Source organism: Novosphingobium sp. ERW19 (assembly GCF_012641315.1).
Lineage (GTDB): Bacteria > Pseudomonadota > Alphaproteobacteria > Sphingomonadales > Sphingomonadaceae > Novosphingobium.
The window spans coordinates 271,580-288,380 of the sequence record NZ_JABAIC010000001.1 but is presented as its reverse complement, the minus strand read 5'-3'; the positions used below and the strand labels follow the sequence as shown (position 1 = coordinate 288,380).

Sequence of the window (16,801 nt, the reverse complement as noted above, 5' to 3'; positions counted from 1 at the left end):
ACAAGGTTTGACCGAGATGGCCACCATTCCAGCAAACGAAGGTTTCGATGCGCATCACGATGCGCACGACCACGATCATGACCACAAGCCGGGCTTCTTTGCTCGCTGGTTCATGTCCACCAACCACAAGGACATCGGTACGCTCTACCTGATCTTTGCAATCTTTGCGGGGATCATCGGTGGTGCGGTGTCGGGCATCATGCGCGCCGAACTGGCCGAGCCGGGCATCCAGTACCTTGGCTGGTGGACCAACTTCCTCGGTGGCAACGCTGCCGATTTCAACGCCACGCTGCACATGTGGAACGTGCTGATCACGGCTCACGGCCTGATCATGGTGTTCTTCATGGTCATGCCGGCAATCATCGGCGGCTTCGGCAACTGGTTCGTTCCGATCATGATCGGCGCGCCGGACATGGCCTTCCCGCGCATGAACAACGTGTCGTTCTGGTTGACCTTCGTGGGCTTCTGCTCGCTCATGTTCTCGGCTTTCGTGCCGGGTGGTACCGGCATGGGCGCCGGCACCGGCTGGACGGTCTATGCACCGCTTTCTACCTCGGGTTCGGTCGGTCCTGCGGTCGACTTCGCGATCTTCTCGCTGCACCTCTCGGGTGCCGGCTCGATCCTGGGTGCGGTCAACTTCATCACCACCATCTTCAACATGCGTGCGCCGGGCATGACCCTACACAAGATGCCGCTGTTCGTGTGGTCGGTGCTGGTCACCGCGTTCCTGCTGCTGCTGGCGCTTCCGGTTCTGGCCGCCGCCATCACCATGCTGCTGACCGACCGCAACTTCGGCACGACCTTCTTCGATCCTGCCGGCGGTGGTGATCCGGTTCTCTACCAGCACCTGTTCTGGTTCTTCGGTCACCCCGAAGTGTACATCATGATCCTGCCGGGCTTCGGCATCATCAGCCAGATCATCTCGACCTTCTCGAAGAAGCCGGTGTTCGGCTACCTCGGCATGGCCTACGCCATGGTTGCGATCGGCGTCGTCGGTTTCATTGTGTGGGCGCACCACATGTACACCACCGGCCTCGACGTGAACACGAAGATGTACTTTACCGCAGCGACCATGGTCATCGCGGTTCCGACCGGCATCAAGATCTTCTCGTGGATTGCCACGATGTGGGGTGGCAGCCTCGAGTTCAAGTCGCCGATGGTCTGGGCGCTGGGCTTCATCTTCCTGTTCACCGTGGGCGGCGTTACCGGCGTCGTGCTGGCGAACGGTGGCGTGGACGACAACCTGCACGACACTTACTACGTCGTCGCGCACTTCCACTACGTGCTGTCGCTGGGTGCCGTTACCTCGCTCTTCGCCGGGTTCTACTACTGGTTCCCGAAGATGAGCGGTCGCATGCACTCCGAGTTCCTGAGCCACCTGCAGTTCTGGGTGTTCTTCGTCGGCGTGAACCTGATCTTCTTCCCGATGCACTTCCTCGGGGTCCAGGGCATGCCGCGTCGTTATCCTGACTACGCACTGGCCTACTCGTACTGGAACAAGATCGCTTCGATCGGCTACGTCATCATGGCCGTCTCGATCGTGATCTTCTTCATCAACATCCTCTACGCATTCCTTGCCGGCAAGAAGGCTGAAGCCAACTACTGGGGTGAAGGTGCGACGACGCTGGAGTGGACCCTGTCCTCACCCCCGCCGTTCCACCAGTTCGAAACCCTGCCGGTGATCGACGACGCCGCTCACGCACACTGAGCACGTCGTCGGCCCAAGGGCTGAAACAGAAGGGGCCTCCGGAGCAATCCGGGGGCCCTTTTTCTTTCAGTATCAAGCACACCAAACCTGCCCCAACGCCTCGTCCCGTTTCGCTTTCCATGAACGTCAGGTGCGCGTATAGGCGCGGCCAATCATGGATTCTGCAACACCCCTCGGCTCGACCGTAGCCCTGCCCGCGGAGTGGCGCGATTTCTTCGCGCTGACCAAGCCGCGCGTGATGACGCTGGTCATCTTCAGCGGCCTGTGCGGCCTCCTCGCAGCGCCCGGCGAGATCCATCCGATCCTCGCCTTCACTGCAATCCTGTGCATTGCGGTCGGTGCTGGCGGCGCCGCGGCGCTCAACATGTGGTGGGAAGCCGATATCGACGCAGGCATGAAGCGCACGTCGAAGCGCCCGCTGCCGTCGGGCCGCATGGACCCGACCTCGGCGCGTGATTTCGGCTTTGCGCTGTCGGGCGGGTCCGTCGTGATCATGGGGCTGGGCGTGAACTGGCTTGCGGCCGCGATCCTTGCCTTCTCGATCTTCTACTACGCCTGGATCTACACCGTCTGGCTCAAGCCGCGCACGCCGCAGAACATTGTGATCGGTGGCGGGGCAGGGGCGTTCCCGCCGCTGATCGGCTGGGTGGCGGTGACCGGCAACATCACGCTGATGCCGGTGCTGCTGTTCTTGATCATCTTCATGTGGACTCCGCCGCACTTCTGGGCACTCGCCCTGTTTGTTCAGATCGATTACGCGAAGGTTGGCATCCCGATGATGCCGGTCGTCGCAGGCGAGAAGTCGACCCGTCGTCAGATACTGATCTATGCCCTGCTGCTCCTGCCGGTCACGCTCGCGCCGTGGTGGATCGGTGGTACCGGCTGGGTTTATGGAGTTTCGGCGCTCGTCCTTGGCCTTATCTTCGTTGCGCTTTCGATCAAGGTCGGGCTGCGCGAGTCGGGGCCTGATGACAAGATGAAGCCCGAGAAGCGGCTGTTCGCCTATTCGGTCCTCTACCTTTTCGTCCTTTTCGGCATGCTGGCGGGGGACCGGCTTGCCACAGTGCAAGGCTGGCAATGATGAACGACCCCAAGCAGAATACGCACCTCGGCAAGGAAGAGACCGCGCTCTATCGCGCGCGCCAGCGCAGCCGAAACAAGGTGCTCGGCATCGTGCTCGGATCGCTCGCCGTGCTGTTCTTCGCGATTTCGATCGTGAAGATCGCTGCACAAGTGAACCACTGACATGGCTGGCGCAGTCGTTCCCGACCCGCGCAAGAACCGTAATGTCGGCCTGATGGCTGCTGGTGCTGCCTTGGCAATGCTCGGGCTCGGCTATGCGTCGGTTCCGCTTTACCGGCTGTTCTGTCAGGTCACCGGTTACGGTGGCACCACGCAGCGGGCGGATTCGGAGAAACTGGCCGGCGTGAAGGTCGCTGCTAAGATGATCCGCGTCCGCTTCGATGCCAACACCGCGCCGGGCATGCCGTGGATGTTCAAGCCCCAGCAGGTGACGCAGGATCTGCGCATCGGCGAGCGCAAGATCGCGACGTTCGAGGCCCGGAATCTCTCGGATCGCCCGATTACCGGGACCGCAATCTTCAACGTCTCGCCCGAGCAGGCCGGCAAGTATTTCAACAAGATCCAGTGCTTCTGCTTCACCGAGCAGAAGCTCATGCCGGGTCAGGACGTACGCATGCCGGTCATCTACTATGTGGATCCTGCGATTCTCGACGATCCCGGCGCCAGCAACATCGAGGAGATCACGTTGAGCTATACGTTCAACGAGACTCCCGAAAGTGCGGCGCAGGCCGGCAATTCTGCTGGGACAAAGCCTCTTGCCTCATTGGCAGAAAAGCCTCTGGACCGCGCGCAAGCACGGCGATAAAGGCGCAACTGAACTGCGCCCGGAGTGTTCTGCTTCGGGCCTGCCATTACGACCAGATTTGACTGGGGGATTTCGACGATCATGGCCGGCGCAAAGAACCACGATTATCACATTCTGCCGCCCGACGTGTGGCCCTTCATCGCTGCTATCTCGGCGCTGACCATGACGACCGGCGGCGTGTTCTACATGCACAAGATGGCTGGCGGCCACGCCATCTTTTTCGCAGGGCTCTTGGGCGTGATCGTCACGTTCTTCTCGTGGTTCGGCAAGATCATCAAGGAAGCACACGCCGGTGACCATACCCCGGTCGTGCAGCTCCACCAGCGCTACGGCATGATCCTGTTCATCGCTTCGGAAGTGATGTTCTTCGTCGGCTGGTTCTGGGCCTTCTTCGACTTCTCGCTGTTCCCTTCGACGCTTGCTGAAGTCGTCGGTGGGCAGTGGCCTCCCAAGGCGATCGAAGCGGTCATGGACCCGTTCGACCTGCCGCTGCTCAACACTCTGATCCTGCTCTGCTCGGGCACCACGCTGACCTGGGCGCACCATGCCTTGATCCACGGTGACCGTGACGGCCTCAAGAAGGGGCTGTGGGCAACGATCATCCTCGGCGTCGTGTTCTCGATGATCCAGGCATACGAGTATGCCCACGCGCCATTCGCCTTCGGCACCAACACCTACGGTTCGGCCTTCTACATGGCCACCGGCTTCCACGGCTTCCACGTGATCGTCGGCACGATCTTCCTGATCGTCTGCCTGGTCCGCGCCTACAAGGGCCACTTCACCCCGCGTCAGCACTTCGGTTTCGAAGCTGCCGCATGGTACTGGCACTTCGTTGACGTGGTGTGGCTGTTCCTGTTCGTCGCCATCTACGTGTGGGGCGGCTGGGGCTACAAGATCCACTGATGCCGTCTGGCGACAGCCCCAAGGGCGATCGCAGCACGAAGGGGCAGCCGGGGATCACCCAGGCTGCCCTTTTCGGTTTGTGCCCGCGTTGCGGCGCGAAGGGGCTGTGGGCAGGGCTGGGGGCCTTGGCCGAGCGATGCGCTTCGTGCGGGCTGGAATTCGAACGCCACGAGCCGCGCGGGCGGGGAATGTACCTCGTCGTTCTTCCGGTGACGATCCTGCTGGTGCTGGCGGCCTTGAAGCTGGATGACGTGGTGCGGCTGCCGGTCTGGGCGCTGATCGGACTGTGGGGAGCGCTGGTGCCAACGGTCGTGACCGTCACCCTGCGCTACGCCAAGGCGACCGTGCTGATGGCGCGACTCGAAAAGGAAGGTTCCCTCTGATGCGGCGCGTGCCGATCGTCCCTACCGTGATCGTGATTGCTGCTGTCCTGACGATGGTCGGGCTCGGGGTCTGGCAGCTTGAGCGCCTGCAATGGAAGCAGAGCCTTTTGGCGCACTACGTGGCGGCCATGGCAAATCCGGCGGCAGTGCCCTTCCCATCAGCCAATCCGCAGGAGACCGAGGCTGTTCTGTTCCGGCGGTCGAGTGTGAATTGCCGCTTCACTTCGAATTGGAACTCCATCTCCGGACGAAACGGCAATGATCAGGCGGGCTATGTCCATGTCGTGCTCTGCGGGATCGGCGGGAACAAGACCGCTTACGTTCAGGCGGGCTGGACCCAAGGTCCCCAACATCCCGAATGGAAAGGCGGCGAGGTAAGTGGCCTGATCGCGCCCTACATGGATGGAAGCGCTCGCCTCATTGCCGATCCGGCGGCTCCCGGCTTCGAGGCCAGTGCAAAGCCCAATCCCAGCGACATCCCCAACAACCACCTCGCCTACGCCGTCCAGTGGTTCTTCTTCGCCCTCGTCGCCTTGGTGATCTATGGCCTGGCTCTGCGCAAGCGATGGCGCGAGCGGAGCTGACTCCTCAATCCTTGCCCTTTGCGCCCTTGGCCGCTAACCGCGCAAACCCATGAAGTACGTCAGCACCCGGGGGCAGGCACCCTCGCTCGATTTTCAGGGCGTCACGCTCGCAGGCCTCGCTTCGGATGGCGGGCTCTACGTGCCCGAAACCTGGCCGCAGTTCAGCGCGGACGAGATCGCCGCCATGGCCGGGCTGCCCTATGCCAAGCTGGCGCAGACCATCATGCAGCCCTTTGTCGGCGATTGCCTGACGCCGGAGCGCCTGCTCCAACTGTGCGAGCAGGCCTATGGTCGCTTCGCCCACGCTGCCGTCGTGCCATTGAAGCAGCTGGACGAGACGCAGTGGGTGCTCGAACTGTTCCACGGCCCCACGCTGGCGTTCAAGGACGTCGCGCTGCAGCTCCTCGGCCTGCTGTTCGAGGAATTCCTCGCCCGCGGTGACGAGCACATCACCATTGTCGGCGCCACCTCGGGCGATACCGGCTCTGCCGCCATTGACGCGGTGGCAGGTCGCGCCAAGGTCGACATCTTCATGCTCCACCCGCATGGCCGCGTGTCCGATGTACAGCGTCGCCAGATGACCACGGTCATTGCCCCTAACGTCCACAACATCGCCATCGACGGCAGCTTCGACGACGCGCAAGCGATGGTGAAGCGCATGTTCAACGATGCCGCGATGACCAGCCGCTTTGGCATCGCTGCGGTGAACTCGATCAACTGGGCGCGGCTGATGGCGCAGGTGGTCTACTACTTCTACGCAGCGCTCCAGCTTGGCGCGCCGCAGCGCAAGGTCGCGTTCTCGGTTCCGACCGGCAACTTCGGCGACGTGTTCGCTGGCTATGTTGCGGCGAAGATGGGCCTGCCGATCGAGCGCCTGATCGTGGCCACCAACGTCAACGACATCCTCCACCGTGCGCTGTCGAACGGCGACTATTCTGCCAGCACCGTTACCCCCACCGCTGCCCCGTCGATGGACATCCAGGTCTCGTCGAACTTCGAACGCCTGCTGTTCGACGGCTGCGGTCGCGACGGCGCCGCGCTCGCCGGTCAAATGAAGCATTTTGAAGCGACCAAGGCGATGCAGCTGACCAACGCGCAGCGCGAATCGGCGGCCGAGCTTTTCACCTCCGAGCGCGCCGACGCCGGGCAGATGGCCAACGCCATGCGCTGGGCCTATGAGGCTTGCGGCGAGGTGCTGGACCCGCACACCGCGATCGGCCTCCACGCCGCCCGCGTTGCGGGAGGCATCCCAGCCGGCGTGCCGATCGTCACGCTCGCCACAGCGCACCCGGCCAAGTTCGTCGACGCGGTAGAGCGTGCCACCGGCGTTCGTCCCGGCCTGCCTTCTCGCGTGGGTGACCTGTTCGAGCGTGAGGAGCGCTATGATCGCCTGCCCGGCGAGTATGACGCTGTCGCTGCCTACGTCGCCGAGCGCGCGACGCTCAAGCATGGCTGATCTCGATCTCCGGCCGAAGCTGATGGTCGGCGAGGGCTGGGCGGACTTCGCCCTGCTCGATTCCGGCCACGGTCGGAAGCTGGAGCAATATGGCCCGCACCGCTTCATCCGTCCCGAACCGCAGGCGATGTGGACGCCGCGCACTTCGGACTGGCGCGCCGACGCCGAGTTCGTCCCCGGCTCCGACGAGGACGGCGGCGGCCGCTGGCAGTTCGACCGTCCGGTCGCGCGCGAGGGCTGGGAGCTCGGCTGGAACGACGTCCGCTTCACCGCCTCCTGCACGCCGTTCCGCCACCTCGGCTTCTTCCCGGACATGGCCCCGGTGTGGGACTGGATGGGCGAGCGTCTTGCCGGCAAGCCTGACGCGCAGACTTTGAACCTTTTCGGCTACACCGGCGTCGGCACGCTGGCGCTGTCCAATTACGGCCCGGTCACCCACGTCGACGCCTCGAAGAAGTCTGTCGCCCAGGCCCGCGCCAATGCACAATTGTCAGGCATGGCCGAACGCCCGGTCCGCTGGATCATTGACGACGCCGCCAAGTTCACTGCCCGCGAAGTCCGCCGCGGTCGCCGTTACGATGGCATCATCCTCGATCCACCCAAGTTCGGTCGCGGTCCCGATGGTGAAGTCTGGCGGCTCGAGGAAAGCCTCCCCGGCCTAGTCCGCGACTGCGCGCAACTGCTCGACGCCGACAGCCGCTTCTTGTTTCTGACCGTCTACGCCGTGCGCATGTCTTCCCTCGCCATCGCCGGTCTGCTGGCCGAAGCGCTCAAGGACCTGCCCGGCACGATCGAGCACGGCGACCTGTGCATCCGCGAACAGGGCGAAGGCGGGCGGCACTTGCCCACGGCTATATTCGCCCGCTGGAAAACCTGAATCCCACCCGGCGCAATGGACTCACATCCACGCCGGTGCCAAAGAGCCCGCCCATGTCCGATAGCCTGATCCTCGAAGTCGCCAATCTCGAAACCGATGTCCTCACCGGGATCTATTCGGAAGAGACGGGTCGCCCGCAGCCGCTGCGCATCACCATGCGCGTCGGGCTCAGGCATCAGGATCGCTACACTGCCGATTGCCCGCTTGCCGCCAGCAAGAACTACATGGACCTCAAGTTCGCGGCCACCGATGGCTTGCCCAAGGGGGTGCATTTCAAGCTGATCGAAGCCGTGGCAGACCACATCATTGAAACGCTGATGTTGCAGGATGACCGGGTTCAGTGGGTGGAAGTGAAGATCGTGAAGCTGGCGATCAGCGAGAACGGCGAGGAAATCGGGATCACGCTGAAGCGCGAGCGCAAGGCTTGAGCCAGCGCCCCCTCGCGCTTGTCACCGGCGGATGGCGCCGGATCGGCGGCGCGATTGCCCGCAAGCTCGCGGGCGAGGGCTGGGATCTGGCGCTCCACGCCCACCGGCCTTCCACGTTTGACAATGAGTTCAAAGCCCAGCTTGAATGGCTTGGTGCTGCGGTCCACCCCATTTCGGGGGACCTCGAAGATCCGGCCTATCCGCCCAGCCTCTTGGCCGATGTCACCGCGCTTGCCGGTCGCTCACCAGACCTTCTGGTCAACTGCGCTTCGCTGTTCCACGATGATCGCGCGGAGACGATCACCTCCGAAGCGCTTGAACAGCATTTCCGGGTGAACCTGTTCGCCCCTCTTCTGCTGACCCGCGCCTTTGCCGAGGCCTTGGGTGAGCGGGATGGTTCGGTGGTCAACATTCTTGACCAGCGCGTGCTCAATCCCGTGCCGGACCAGATCAGCTACACACTGTCAAAGCAGGCGCTCCACGCCTCGGTCCGGACCATGGCCCGCGCCATGGCGCCCAAGGTGCGAGTCAACGGCGTTGCGCCGGGCCTGATTCTGCCGACCGCGGATTACGATGCCGAACAATGGCGGCGGCTCGAGGACATCATGCCCTTGAAGCGGCTGCCCGGCGCTGATGAAATCGCCGATGCCGTGCACTACCTGGCCAGTGCCAAATCGGTCACCGGACAGACTTTGTTCGTCGATGCCGGCGCGGCCCTTGAATCTTACGCGCGCGACTTCGTATATCTCGAGAAGTGAGCAGCCAAGCGCCTTTGATTGATCGGTTCGCCCGCCGGATCACCTACCTTCGCCTTTCGGTGACTGACCGCTGTGATCTGCGCTGCGCCTACTGCATGCCCGAGCGCATGGAGTTCCTGCCCAAGGCCCAAGTCCTCAGCCTCGAAGAGCTGCACCGTCTCTCGCTCCACTTCATCGCCCGCGGCGTCCGCAAGATTCGGCTGACCGGGGGCGAGCCGCTGGTCCGCCGCGACATGATGGAACTGGTTCGCGCGCTGGGCCGCAAGCTCGGTGACGGACTTGACGAACTCACCCTTACCACAAACGGCACCCGGCTGACGGAATACGCCGACGAGCTCGCCGCTGCCGGCGTAAAGCGCATCAACGTCTCGCTCGACACGCTGGATCGTGAGGCATTTGCCAGGCTCTCCCGCCGCGACATGCTGCCGCAGGTGCTCGAAGGCATCGCCGCCGCAAAGGAGGCCGGGCTCAAGGTCAAGATCAACGCCGTCGCGCTCAAGGACATCAACGAGGCCGAGATTTCCTCGTTGATCGAATGGGCGCACAGTGCCGGGCACGACATGACCCTGATCGAAGTCATGCCGCTGGGTGAGGTCGAGGGCGATCGCTTCGATCACTATCTTCCGCTCGATGCCGTTCGCCGCGATCTGGAGAAGCGCTGGACCCTGACTGACAGCGATGCGCGTTCAGGCGGTCCCGCCCGCTATGTCGACATTGCCGAAACCGGCGGCCGCTTGGGCTTCATCACGCCTCTGACCGGAAACTTCTGCGCCGGGTGCAACCGGGTTCGGGTTACCGCCACCGGCCAGCTCTACATGTGCCTCGGCGGCGAAGGGCGCGTGGACCTGCGCGCCGCGCTGCGCTCCGATGACCCCGACGGTGCACTGTCCGAATGCTTCGCCCGCGCCATGGGTGAAAAGCAGGAACGTCATTCCTTCGTGATCGACAAGCCGGGCAGCGCGCCTGCAGTGTCGCGTCACATGTCCACGACCGGCGGCTGAGCCATGGCAAAGCTGGTGTTCATGGGGCGGCTCGAAGACGTGGCCGGTGCGGCGGAGCTGCCGGTTGAGCCAGGTCCTGTCGAACAGGTCCTTGCCAGGCTTGACCCTGCACTCGCCGTCCAGTTGCTGGGCGAGAAAATCCGCATGGCGCTCAATGGTCGTCTCCTCACCGATGTCGGCGGCGTTGTCCTTGGCCAAGGTGACGAACTCGCCTTCCTCCCGCCGGTGAGCGGTGGCTGACGTTCGCCTCTCGCTGGAGGCGTTCGATCCGGCCGCCGAGATCGCGGCGTTCAATGCGCAGCACCCAAACGCGGGCGGCATTGTCACCTTTCTCGGCCAGGTCCGCGATTCGGGTGGCGTCGAGGCGCTCGAACTCCAGCACTACGAGCCGATGACTCTCCCCGGAATGGAAGAGCTGGCCCGCGTAACCGAAAGACGTTGGCCCGTCGAAGGCCTGCTGATCCTTCACCGCAGCGGCGTGATGCATCCCGGCGATGCCATCGTCCTCGTCTGTGCCGCCGCCCGTCATCGCCGCGACGCTTTCGCGGCGGCCGACTTTGCCATGGACCACCTCAAGAGCGAATCGTGGTTCTGGAAACGCGAAAAGACAGCTTCGGGCTGGCGCTGGATCGAACCCCGCCCGGAGGACCACGAAGACATTTCCCGTTGGCGCATTTGACCAGCGCCATTTGATTCCCGTCAAGGAATAGCGGTCGCGACGGGCGCATGAAGGCTCCAGCAAAAGGAGCCCAGTCCATGAGCATGCACATCGCCGCAGACCGGATCGAGCATGTCGCCGACATCGTCGCGCAGCCGCACCATACCACCGTCGATCGCAACTTCGGCCTGCCCGGCGGGATCTATGCCGTCTCGGCCGCCGGCTATCTCGCATTCATTACGATGATGGCCTCGATCTTCGGCAACGGTGAACTCGCCATCCCGATGACGATATTCGTGCTGTTCATCGGCTGTGCTTTCGGCATCCCCGCAGCTTGGACCAAACTCGGCGCGGACCGGCACCCGGACGCGCTTGGCTGGTACGATTTCCGCCGCAAAGGCATCCAGACCCTTTCGGGCAAGCTCGATGCCGGCTCGGCCATGGCGCAGGTGCTCATCCTGCCAGTGTTGATCGCGGTGTGGGGTCTGGTCATCGCCGTGATTGTCGCGACCGTCCGCTGAAACAGTGAATCCCCCCGAAGGGCGCTGCGCCTCTGCGCGGCGCCCTTTTTCTATCCGGCGAGTTGCGAAAGCAGCGAATCGATCACTGCAGTTTCGCTCGCCACCAGCGCCTCCACCTCGCCGCGCGCCTCGCGCACGGCCTTGAGGTCCGCGTCGGACCCGTCCACCGCCCGGTTGCCTGCCTCTGTCTCCAGCCGGTCAAGATCGGCAAGCGGCAGTCCCGCCCGTGCCCGCGCCGATTCCAGCTGCGCCACTGCCAGCGATGCCACCGACCAGTTCTCTGTGCCCTTCGCTGCGCCGCGTGCCGCGCTGACAGCGCGAGTGGCCGACGCCCGGCCACCCTCGAATGCGGAATGTGCGTTGCGCGCTTGCGCTGTCAGGTCCGCCAGCCGCTTGGCCATGCCTTCGGACATGATAGCCGGAGCGGGCGGAGCAGGCGGCGTAGCCTGCGCAGTGCGATAGGCGTCCTCCGCGGGTCTGCGGGCGAGCGAGGGAAACTTGTCGCGATCGGCGCATCCGCCCAGGAGCGTTGCAGCGCCAAGCGCGGCAATAACGGCAGTACGCGGGGCTGTAGTGCGGGGGGCGATCAAGGTCTTGTGGCGGGCCATGAATGTCGCCATAGCATGGACACGTGCGCTCGCCAGCCTTGCTTGGCGACCGCGCGCCAAGCGGCCGGATTTTGGGCGCGAAGCTGTCAGGCTCCATTGATTGCGGGCATTGACAGCGGGCACGTGTTTGACTATCCGCGCCACTCTTTCCGGGACCCTGCAGCAGCGGGGTATCGGTATGTTGCCCTCAGTCAGCGATTCGCAGGCGTTGGGCGCCTCATTTGGAATCGCCACGGGCAACCGGGCTTTTGGAACGGATACACAGAACGATGTTCGCAATCGTGCGCACGGGCGGCAAGCAGTATCGGGTCGCCGCCGGAGACAAGATCGCGGTCGAGAAGCTGGCAGGCGAAGCCGGCGACAAGATCACGCTGGGTGAAGTGCTTCTCGCCGGTGAAGGCGATTCGCTGGCTGACGCCGCGAAGGTCACTGTTTCGGCAGAGATCATCGCCCAGGCGAAGTCGGAGAAGGTGATCGTGTTCAAGAAGCGCCGTCGCCACAACTATCGCCGCCGCAACGGTCACCGCCAGCAGATGACCCTGCTGCGCATCGTCTCGGTCGCCTGAGCGTAAACGGAATTCGGAGTAATCTGAGATGGCACACAAGAAAGCAGGCGGCTCTTCGCGCAATGGTCGCGACTCAGCCGGTCGTCGCCTCGGCGTGAAGAAGTTCGGCGGCCAGGAAGTGGTCGGCGGCAACATCATCATCCGCCAGCGCGGTACCCGCGTGTACCCGGGCGCCAACGTCGGCATGGGCAAGGATCACACCCTGTTCGCGCTCGGCGAAGGCCGCGTACGCTTCCACGCTGGCAAGCTTGGTCGCAAGTACGTGTCGGTCGACATTATGGCCGAAGCGGCTGAATAACCGGATGGTCATTCAAAGGGCCATCCCGATGGGGTGGCCCCGCCAGCACTTCGCAGCTGGCCGATAGAGGGAGAGGGCCCCGCCCATCTCCCTCTTTTCATGTCTCCCTCGGACGCAAACCGTTCCCTCGCAATCGGACGCATTGGAGCTCCGATCCGGCGCAGGGCGCAATACCTTTGTCACGTCAGCGTTTTAGCTGCGCGTCGGCAGAGGGGCCGATGAAGGAGACTTGAAATGTTCATTCGCAGCGAACGGCTGTTCCTGCGGCCTGCCTGGCCGGAGGACTGGGCCGAACTCCATGCCCTGATCGATGACGAGGCCGTCGTCCGCAACCTCTCGCGCGCGCCATGGCCCTATGGCCCCGACGACGCCAAGCGTTTCGTTGCGGCTCCGCAGGGCGGCAATCACCCGCACTTCCTTGCAACGCTGCCCGGCGCACACGGTTCGCGCCTGATCGGTTGCGTCGGCCTGATCGAGGAATCGGGCGAGACCGAGCTCGGATACTGGGTTGCGCAGGCACACTGGGGTCGGGGCTTTGCCACCGAAGCGGTGCGCAGCGTCCTCTCCCTCGCGCGCACGCTCGGCCATCACCGCGTCAACGCCCGCCACTTTGCCGACAACCCGGCGTCGGCAAGAGTGCTGGAGAAGGCAGGCTTCCGGCCGACTGGCGAGATTCGCCTGGGGCATAGCCCGGCGCGGACCCAGCCTGCGCCCACGGTTCACCACGTCATCGATCTGGTCGCCCCGGTCGATTGCGATGGCCCGGAGGACGGTGGCTTCGAGCCGATGCGACGCGCCGCCTGACCCGGAACGAAAAAGGGCTCCCCACGGGGAGCCCTTCGATCTTCAGCGCGGCATCACCGCATCCGGAAACTCGCTGTCCGCCTTGCCGATCAGCGCGCGGTCGTCGTGCTGCCACGGGTGGAAGCCCGGCAGGAAGTAGCTCAGCCAAGCCGGGAAAATGCGGCGAATCACGCCGGGCTTCCACAACAGGTAGGCAGCCAGCTTCCACTTCCACTTCGCGCCGGTCAGACCGTCCTGCGCCAGCAGATCCAGCGTGTCCTCGACGCGGTGGGTGATGAAGTTCTTGGTCACCACCACCATCATCAGGCTCTTGACCTTCCAGCGCTTCCAACGGCTCCAGCTTCGCGTCGCATGAAGCCAGGTGTCATAGGCGACGCCCTTGTGCTCTATCTCCTCGATCGCGTGCCAGCGCCACATGTCCGCCGCTTCCTTATCCGCGCCGGCAAAGTGTGCCGGGTTGGCCAGGAACTCGTGCGCCATCATGGCGGTGTAATGCTCCAGCGCCATAGTCGCCGCCAGATTGAGGATGACCGGGCGGTCCTTGGTCAGCGCCAGCAGCTCCTCCACGCGCTTGTCGATCCGCGCCATGTCGTAACCGGCGTTCTCGGCTTGGCGGTTGAACGCGATATGCTCGCGCGTGTGATTGATTTCCTGCTTTACGAAAGCCCGGATCTCGGCCTCGAGCTTCGGCGGAACGCCATCACGATGCGCCTTTACCGCCTCGATGAAGAAGGCCTCGCCACGGGGGAACGTGCCCGACAGCGCATTGTGCCAAGCTGTCGCCACGGGATCGCCAGCCAGCCACCACCGGCCCGCAGGCTCATTGCGGCCAAAGCGACGGTCGCGTATCGTGATCGTCAGGTCCGGAGGGGTGGGCGCAGCCTTGCCGTTCGCAGTAGTGCGCTCTAGGGCGATCGTGGGGGTCATGGCAGTCATGAGCCGTAATCTAGGCGTGCTTACACCAATGTCAATAAGGAAGCGTCTTCCGCCCGAAGAAAGCCGCATGGCCGCGCTTGAAGCTGCGCGTGCGTTGCTGGTGGAGGCGGGGCCACAGGCTGTCACGCTCAAGGCTGTCGCCGGGCGAATCGGTCGCACGCACGCCAACCTGCTGCATCACTTCGGCTCCGCATCCGGCCTTCAGAAGGCCTTGGCCAAGCACCTTGCCGAGACGATCTGCGCGACTATCCGCGAAGCGGTGATCGCCAGCCGATCGGGCATCGGCAAGCCGCGCGACGTCGTGGACCTCACCTTCGATGCCTTTGACCGTGAAGGCGCCGGAGCGCTGGCCTCGTGGATGCTGCTCTCCGGCAACGAAGACGCGCTCGACCCCATCGTGGAAACCATTCACGATCTCGTCGTCGATCTTGAGGAATACAGCTCGGACGCGCAGCGCAGCACCACACTGGCGCTGACGCTCATGGCTCTGGGCGATGCCCTGATGGGCGGCCCGCTGGCCAAGGGTCTGGAACTGCCGCGCACCGCCGCCCGCGATCGCGCCGAACAGATGTTGATCGAGGGAATCGCGGCGCAGCAGGCTACTCAGGCGGATTAAGGTCCATCCAGCCGGGCGTCAGATCGGCTGGAATGTCCTCCACCCGCCGATGATCCACGGCAAGGCCCAGTTCCGGATAGGCCGCGCGCTGCCGCCCAAGGTCTGACTGCTTCAGCGGCACAACCACCAGACGGCGGTTGACCTTCTGTCGCCAGTTCATCCGCGCGGTGTTCTCCTGGCCCACGTAACAACCCTTGGTGAAGCTCACGCCGTTGAGGTCCACCGCGTTGCACTCCAGCCAAAGCACTTCGCCGCTGCCCAGCTCGGCCTGCCCCTCGGCCACGCCCAGCTTGAGCCGGTGCGCGCGCCACGCGTCGTCTGCCGCTTCGTCAGCCTCGGACACCGGCCCGATCCACCGCTGACCCAGCGCGCGCAGACGGGGGTCATCCGCGCCACCATCGCCGGGATGATCTTCCCAGAACACGCCGAGCGAATCGGCCCGCTCGATCCCGATCTTGCGCCGCAGCCGGTACAGCGTCAGCCGCTTGGCCAGCGCATCGGCACTGGCCGCCTCGCAATCGATCAGCAGGCCGTCCACGCCATCGGCCCAGACGATAAAGTCGAACAGCACCTTGCCTTGCGGGCTCAGCAGCGCGGTCCACACCGGCAGCGCGCCCTTCACGTCATTGGTGACAAGCCCCTGCAGGAATCCCGCAACATCCTCGCCGGGCTCAAGCGGAGAAAGGCGGATGAGAGCACGATCAAACAAGCGGGTCATGACTGGTAGATAGGATGCGCCCCGGCTAAGGGGAACCCCATGGCTACGACAACACCGATGACGACTCTGACAATCCGCCGCCCCGACGATTGGCACACCCACCTGCGTGACAGGGACGTGCTCGTCGGCGTCGCACCCTATACCGCGCGTCAGTTCGCCCGCGCCATCGTCATGCCGAACCTTTCCCCGCCGATGACCGATGTGGCCGGCGTCGCCGCCTATCGCGACCGTATCCTCGCCGCGCTCCCGGCGGGCAGCGATTTCACCCCGCTGATGACGCTGTACCTCACCGATTCGACCGACACCGCTGAAGTCGAACGCGGCTTTGCCGAGGGCGTGTTCGTCGCCGCCAAGCTTTACCCCGCGCACGCCACCACCGGATCGGCCCATGGCGTAACCGACATTCGCAATATCTACCCGGTGCTGGAAGTCATGCAGCGTATCGGCATGCCGCTGCTGATTCACGGCGAAGTCACCGACAGCCACGTCGACATATTCGATCGCGAAGCCGTGTTCATCGAACGCACGCTGACGCGCCTTGTCGCCGACATGCCCAATCTGCGGATCGTGTTCGAACACATCACCACCGAAGAGGCTGCGCAGTTCGTCGAAGGGGCAGGGCCGAATGTCGCCGCCACGATCACGCCGCAGCACCTTCATATCAACCGCAACGCCATGCTCGTTGGCGGCATCCGCCCCCACGCGTTCTGCCTGCCGGTTGCCAAGCGCGAGAAGCACCGTCTCGCCCTGCGCAAATTGGCCACGTCCAGTTGTGACCGCGTGTTCCTTGGCACTGACACTGCGCCCCACGCCAAGCACCTCAAGGAAACCGCCTGCGGCTGTGCCGGCATCTTCAATGCGCCTTACGCGCTCGAAAGCTACGTCACTGTTTTCGACGAGGAAGGCGCGCTCGACCGTTTCGAGGCCTTCGCCTCGCTCAACGGTCCGGCGTTCTATCGCATGCCCGCCAACGAAAGCACGATCACGCTTGAAAAGGCGCGGGTTGAAGTCCCCGAAGTGCTCGATTGCAACGGTACGCTGATCGTGCCGTTCCATGCGGGCGAAACCCTGGGATGGCGGCTGGCCTGAC

General features: G+C 63.9%; 23 protein-coding genes. 20 read left to right on the top strand and 3 right to left on the bottom strand.

From position 1 onward, the window contains the following. Positions 1-16: 16 nt before the first annotated feature. From ctaD to HGI46_RS01370, 15 genes are all read left to right on the top strand, one after another. Positions 17-1,708 carry a cytochrome c oxidase subunit I gene (ctaD, locus tag HGI46_RS01440; protein ID WP_118072249.1) on the top strand — a complete coding sequence of 564 codons (1,692 nt, stop codon included), beginning with the start codon at positions 17-19 and terminating at the stop codon, positions 1,706-1,708. Positions 1,709-1,862: 154 nt separating this feature from the next. Continuing rightward, a complete protein-coding gene (locus HGI46_RS01435) occupies positions 1,863-2,789 on the top strand; it encodes a heme o synthase (RefSeq protein WP_168902808.1) in 927 nt (308 codons plus the stop codon). Continuing rightward, on the top strand, positions 2,789-2,953 hold the full coding sequence (locus HGI46_RS01430; RefSeq protein ID WP_162895853.1) for a hypothetical protein: 165 nt from the start codon (positions 2,789-2,791) through the stop codon (positions 2,951-2,953). The genes HGI46_RS01435 and HGI46_RS01430 overlap by 1 nt, the downstream gene beginning before the upstream one ends. 1 nt (position 2,954) lies before the next feature. After that, positions 2,955-3,596 carry a cytochrome c oxidase assembly protein gene (locus HGI46_RS01425; protein ID WP_118072247.1) on the top strand — a complete coding sequence of 214 codons (642 nt, stop codon included), beginning with the start codon at positions 2,955-2,957 and terminating at the stop codon, positions 3,594-3,596. A gap of 81 nt (positions 3,597-3,677) precedes the next feature. Beyond that, positions 3,678-4,499, top strand: coding sequence for a cytochrome c oxidase subunit 3 (locus tag HGI46_RS01420; RefSeq protein ID WP_168902807.1), 822 nt, complete (start codon positions 3,678-3,680; stop codon positions 4,497-4,499). After that, positions 4,499-4,882 carry a DUF983 domain-containing protein gene (locus HGI46_RS01415; RefSeq protein ID WP_168902806.1) on the top strand — a complete coding sequence of 128 codons (384 nt, stop codon included), beginning with the start codon at positions 4,499-4,501 and terminating at the stop codon, positions 4,880-4,882. The genes HGI46_RS01420 and HGI46_RS01415 overlap by 1 nt, the downstream gene beginning before the upstream one ends. Then, entirely contained in the window at positions 4,882-5,466 is a 585-nt protein-coding gene (locus tag HGI46_RS01410) for an SURF1 family protein (protein ID WP_168902805.1), read from the top strand. The genes HGI46_RS01415 and HGI46_RS01410 overlap by 1 nt, the downstream gene beginning before the upstream one ends. Before the next feature lie 49 nt (positions 5,467-5,515). After that, complete coding sequence (gene thrC, locus HGI46_RS01405; protein WP_168902804.1) at positions 5,516-6,922, top strand: threonine synthase; 1,407 nt, start codon at positions 5,516-5,518, stop codon at positions 6,920-6,922. Then, positions 6,915-7,799 (top strand): class I SAM-dependent methyltransferase, encoded by an 885-nt coding sequence (locus tag HGI46_RS01400; protein ID WP_168902803.1) that lies wholly within the window; start codon positions 6,915-6,917, stop codon positions 7,797-7,799. The genes thrC and HGI46_RS01400 overlap by 8 nt, the downstream gene beginning before the upstream one ends. 53 nt (positions 7,800-7,852) lie before the next feature. Further along, a complete protein-coding gene (locus HGI46_RS01395; protein ID WP_039332665.1) occupies positions 7,853-8,227 on the top strand; it encodes a dihydroneopterin aldolase in 375 nt (124 codons plus the stop codon). After that, the gene (locus HGI46_RS01390) at positions 8,224-8,985 is read left to right on the top strand and encodes an SDR family oxidoreductase (protein ID WP_118072240.1); all 762 of its coding nucleotides are present in this window, start codon (positions 8,224-8,226) and stop codon (positions 8,983-8,985) included. Before HGI46_RS01395 ends, HGI46_RS01390 begins: the two co-directional genes overlap by 4 nt. Beyond that, positions 8,982-9,986, top strand: a complete 1,005-nt coding sequence (gene moaA, locus HGI46_RS01385; protein ID WP_118072239.1) for a GTP 3',8-cyclase MoaA — start codon at positions 8,982-8,984, stop codon at positions 9,984-9,986. The genes HGI46_RS01390 and moaA overlap by 4 nt, the downstream gene beginning before the upstream one ends. A 3-nt stretch (positions 9,987-9,989) precedes the next feature. Beyond that, positions 9,990-10,226, top strand: coding sequence for a MoaD/ThiS family protein (locus tag HGI46_RS01380; RefSeq protein ID WP_118072238.1), 237 nt, complete (start codon positions 9,990-9,992; stop codon positions 10,224-10,226). Further along, on the top strand, positions 10,219-10,665 hold the full coding sequence (locus tag HGI46_RS01375; protein ID WP_118072237.1) for a molybdenum cofactor biosynthesis protein MoaE: 447 nt from the start codon (positions 10,219-10,221) through the stop codon (positions 10,663-10,665). The genes HGI46_RS01380 and HGI46_RS01375 overlap by 8 nt, the downstream gene beginning before the upstream one ends. A gap of 77 nt (positions 10,666-10,742) precedes the next feature. Then, positions 10,743-11,165 carry a hypothetical protein gene (locus HGI46_RS01370; protein ID WP_168902802.1) on the top strand — a complete coding sequence of 141 codons (423 nt, stop codon included), beginning with the start codon at positions 10,743-10,745 and terminating at the stop codon, positions 11,163-11,165. Between the two features lie 50 nt (positions 11,166-11,215). Here the strand turns inward: HGI46_RS01370 and HGI46_RS01365 are convergent, their stop codons facing one another. Further along, positions 11,216-11,785: a hypothetical protein gene (locus tag HGI46_RS01365; RefSeq protein WP_206065468.1), complete on the bottom strand. Its 570-nt coding sequence runs from the start codon at positions 11,783-11,785 to the stop codon at positions 11,216-11,218. 257 nt (positions 11,786-12,042) lie between these two features. Between HGI46_RS01365 and rplU the strand changes: the two genes are divergently transcribed. The 3 genes from rplU (at position 12,043) to HGI46_RS01350 (ending at position 13,441) form a co-directional block, all read left to right on the top strand. Then, a complete protein-coding gene (gene rplU, locus HGI46_RS01360) occupies positions 12,043-12,339 on the top strand; it encodes a 50S ribosomal protein L21 (protein ID WP_011444588.1) in 297 nt (98 codons plus the stop codon). A gap of 28 nt (positions 12,340-12,367) precedes the next feature. Then, complete coding sequence (rpmA, locus tag HGI46_RS01355) at positions 12,368-12,637, top strand: 50S ribosomal protein L27 (protein WP_084279130.1); 270 nt, start codon at positions 12,368-12,370, stop codon at positions 12,635-12,637. 234 nt (positions 12,638-12,871) lie between these two features. Beyond that, positions 12,872-13,441: a GNAT family N-acetyltransferase gene (locus tag HGI46_RS01350; RefSeq protein WP_168902800.1), complete on the top strand. Its 570-nt coding sequence runs from the start codon at positions 12,872-12,874 to the stop codon at positions 13,439-13,441. A 42-nt stretch (positions 13,442-13,483) separates the two neighbouring features. On the opposite strand, the gene HGI46_RS01345 is transcribed toward HGI46_RS01350, so the two are convergent. After that, the gene (locus HGI46_RS01345; protein ID WP_168903100.1) at positions 13,484-14,368 is read right to left on the bottom strand and encodes a metal-dependent hydrolase; all 885 of its coding nucleotides are present in this window, start codon (positions 14,366-14,368) and stop codon (positions 13,484-13,486) included. Between the two features lie 37 nt (positions 14,369-14,405). Between HGI46_RS01345 and HGI46_RS01340 the strand changes: the two genes are divergently transcribed. Then, positions 14,406-14,993: a TetR family transcriptional regulator gene (locus HGI46_RS01340; protein WP_118072234.1), complete on the top strand. Its 588-nt coding sequence runs from the start codon at positions 14,406-14,408 to the stop codon at positions 14,991-14,993. On the opposite strand, the gene HGI46_RS01335 is transcribed toward HGI46_RS01340, so the two are convergent. After that, a complete protein-coding gene (locus HGI46_RS01335) occupies positions 14,977-15,711 on the bottom strand; it encodes a folate-binding protein YgfZ (protein WP_168902799.1) in 735 nt (244 codons plus the stop codon). The genes HGI46_RS01340 and HGI46_RS01335 overlap by 17 nt on opposite strands. 57 nt (positions 15,712-15,768) lie before the next feature. Between HGI46_RS01335 and pyrC the strand changes: the two genes are divergently transcribed. After that, on the top strand, positions 15,769-16,800 hold the full coding sequence (gene pyrC / locus HGI46_RS01330; protein ID WP_168903099.1) for a dihydroorotase: 1,032 nt from the start codon (positions 15,769-15,771) through the stop codon (positions 16,798-16,800). The last annotated feature ends 1 nt before the right edge of the window (position 16,801 follow it).